Source organism: Flavobacterium sp., assembly GCF_036741995.1.
Classification (GTDB): domain Bacteria; phylum Bacteroidota; class Bacteroidia; order Flavobacteriales; family Flavobacteriaceae; genus Flavobacterium.
Genome location: NZ_DAINRG010000099.1, coordinates 1 through 2737, shown reverse-complemented (window position 1 = coordinate 2737; position 2737 = coordinate 1). Strand labels below are relative to the sequence as shown.

At 38.7% G+C, this 2737-nt stretch carries 2 protein-coding genes; both read right to left on the bottom strand.

All coding sequences use genetic code 11. The annotated features are described in order from the left end of the window. Positions 1–1178: nucleotide sugar dehydrogenase (locus V7D82_RS13615; protein WP_333601498.1), on the bottom strand; the 1178-nt coding region annotated here is incomplete at its 3' end. Positions 1179–1221: 43 nt separating this feature from the next. Continuing rightward, entirely contained in the window at positions 1222–2616 is a 1395-nt protein-coding gene (locus V7D82_RS13610) for a UDP-glucose 6-dehydrogenase (protein WP_333601497.1), read from the bottom strand. Positions 2617–2737: the final 121 nt, after the last annotated feature.

Genomic DNA, 2737 nt, shown 5'->3' with positions numbered 1-2737 from the left:
TTATGAGCCACGCCCAATACCAAGGCATCATAAGTATCCGTTGGCAATACGTTGGTAGTCTTCAAACTGTATTCGTGCCACACTTCTTCGGGTTTTGCCCAAGGATCAAAAATGGTCACTTCCATGCCATAATCGGTTAAAGCGGATACTACATCTACAATTTTTGTATTTCTGACATCGGGACAATTTTCTTTAAAAGTAAAGCCCAACATCAACAGTTTTGCGCCGTTAATGGTCACTCCTTTTTTAATCATGAGTTTCACCACTTGTGAGGCTACATATTCGCCCATACTGTCGTTCAGACGTCTTCCGGCCAAAATAATTTCGGGATGGTATCCTTTTTCCTGTGCTTTTTGTGCCAAATAATATGGATCTACTCCTATGCAATGGCCACCAACCAAACCCGGTTTGAACGGAAGGAAATTCCATTTGGTTCCGGCGGCTTCCAGTACGTCATGCGTGTCAATTTCTAATAAATTGAAGATTTTGGCCAATTCATTTACAAAAGCAATATTGATATCACGTTGCGAATTTTCAATGACTTTGGCGGCTTCGGCTACTTTTATGCTCGGTGCCAAATGCGTCCCGGCCGTGATAACCGATTTGTATAAGTTGTTGACTTTCTGTCCGATTTCAGGCGTAGATCCTGAAGTTACTTTCAATATTTTCTCAACGGTGTGTTCTTTATCTCCGGGATTGATTCGCTCCGGGGAATAACCGGCGAAGAAATCAACATTGAATTTCAATCCGCTTACTTTTTCTAACACGGGAATACATTCTTCTTCGGTAACACCCGGATACACCGTAGATTCATAAATTACGATGTCGCCTTTTTTCAAGACTTTCCCAACGGTTTCGCTCGATTTGTACAAAGGTGTCAAATCAGGACGATTATTTTTATCAACTGGAGTGGGAACCGTAACAATATAATAATTACAATTTTTAATGTCGTCTAAATTACTACTGCAAAAAAGTCCTTTCTCGGCTGAAGACGTATTTACTAAAACCGCTTTGAGTGTTTGTTCATCAATCTCAAGCGTAGCATCTTTGCCTGAATTTAATTCGGTTATTCTGTTTTGATTGATGTCAAATCCAACGACTGAATATTTAGTAGCAAACAATCTTGCCAGTGGTAAACCTACATATCCCAATCCTATTATTGCAATTTTTGAATCCATGTTTTTTTTAGAAAAATCTAAAATTTAAGTTAGCTAATATAGTTTATTTAGAGCCAATTGCCTGATAAACAAACCCTATTTCTCTCATTTTATCGGCATCCAATAAATTTCTGCCATCAAAAATAAAAGCAGGTTTTAACATCGTATCATATATTTTTTGCCAATCGTATTCTTTAAATTCATCCCACTCTGTCAGAATCGCTATGGCATGTGCATTTTCACAAGCTTGGTAAGCGCTTCCAAATGTAGCTATGTATTTTTCGTTTTCTGAAGCAGTTCTTGTTTCCAGGTAATTCAAATCAAACAAGACTTGTTTGTGAGACACTTTTGGATCAAATAAAGCAATGTTGGCTTGTTCGTTGATTAAATCATCGGCCACATAAATGGCTGCAGATTCACGGGTATCGTTGGTGTCTTTTTTAAAGGCCCAACCCAAAAATGCGATTTTTTTTCCGGAAACGGTATTATACAGTGTTTGCACAATGTTTTTAGAAAAGCGTCTTTTTTGATGATCATTCATGATGATAACCTGTTCCCAGTAATCGGCCACTTCATTTAGCCCGAAAGCTTTGCAGATATAGACCAGGTTCAAGATATCTTTTTGAAAACAAGAGCCTCCAAAACCAACAGAGGCTTTTAAGAATTTAGAACCAATACGGCTGTCCATACCAATGGCTTTGGCTACTTCGTTAACATTGGCTTCTGTTTTTTCGCATAATTCAGAAATGGCATTGATGGAAGAAACGCGTTGTGCCAGAAAAGCATTGGCCGTTAATTTTGACAATTCAGACGACCAAACATTGGTTTTTAAAATGCGTTCTTTCGGCACCCAATTGGCGTAAACAGCTACCAAAGCATTGATTGCTTTTTGTCCTTCCGGGCTAGTATCACCACCTATAAGAACTCTATCAGGGCTTAATAAATCGGGCACCGCGGTACCTTCGGCCAAGAATTCAGGATTGGATAAAATTTGAAACTGAACGCCATTCCCGGTATTGTCTAAAATACTTTTTATGGCTTCCGCAGTTCTAACCGGCAGGGTTGATTTTTCTACAATGATTTTGTCCGATTTGGCTACTTTGGCAATTTGTCGGGCACAAAGTTCGATGTGTTTTAAATCGGCCGCCATTCCTTTTCCGGTTCCGTAGGTTTTGGTTGGTGTATTGACCGAAATAAAAATCAGTTCGGCTTCATCAATCGCTTTATCCACATCGGTAGAAAAGAATAAATTCTTTCCTCTGGTATTGGCTACCAATTCGTTTAAACCCGGCTCGTATATTGGAATATTGTTTACATCTTTATCATTCCAGGCAGCTATTCGTGCTTCATTTAAGTCGACCACAGTAACTTTAATACCCGGACATTTTTCGGCAATAACAGCCATCGTTGGTCCTCCAACATAGCCAGCGCCAATACAACAAATATTAGTTATCTTCATTATAAATTGTAATTGTTAATCTTGTTTTAAATTGTCCCAATACCATTTTACGGCTTCTTTCAATCCGTCCTGAAACGAATAGTGGGGAGCATAATTGAGTAATTGTTTTGCTTTGTCAATA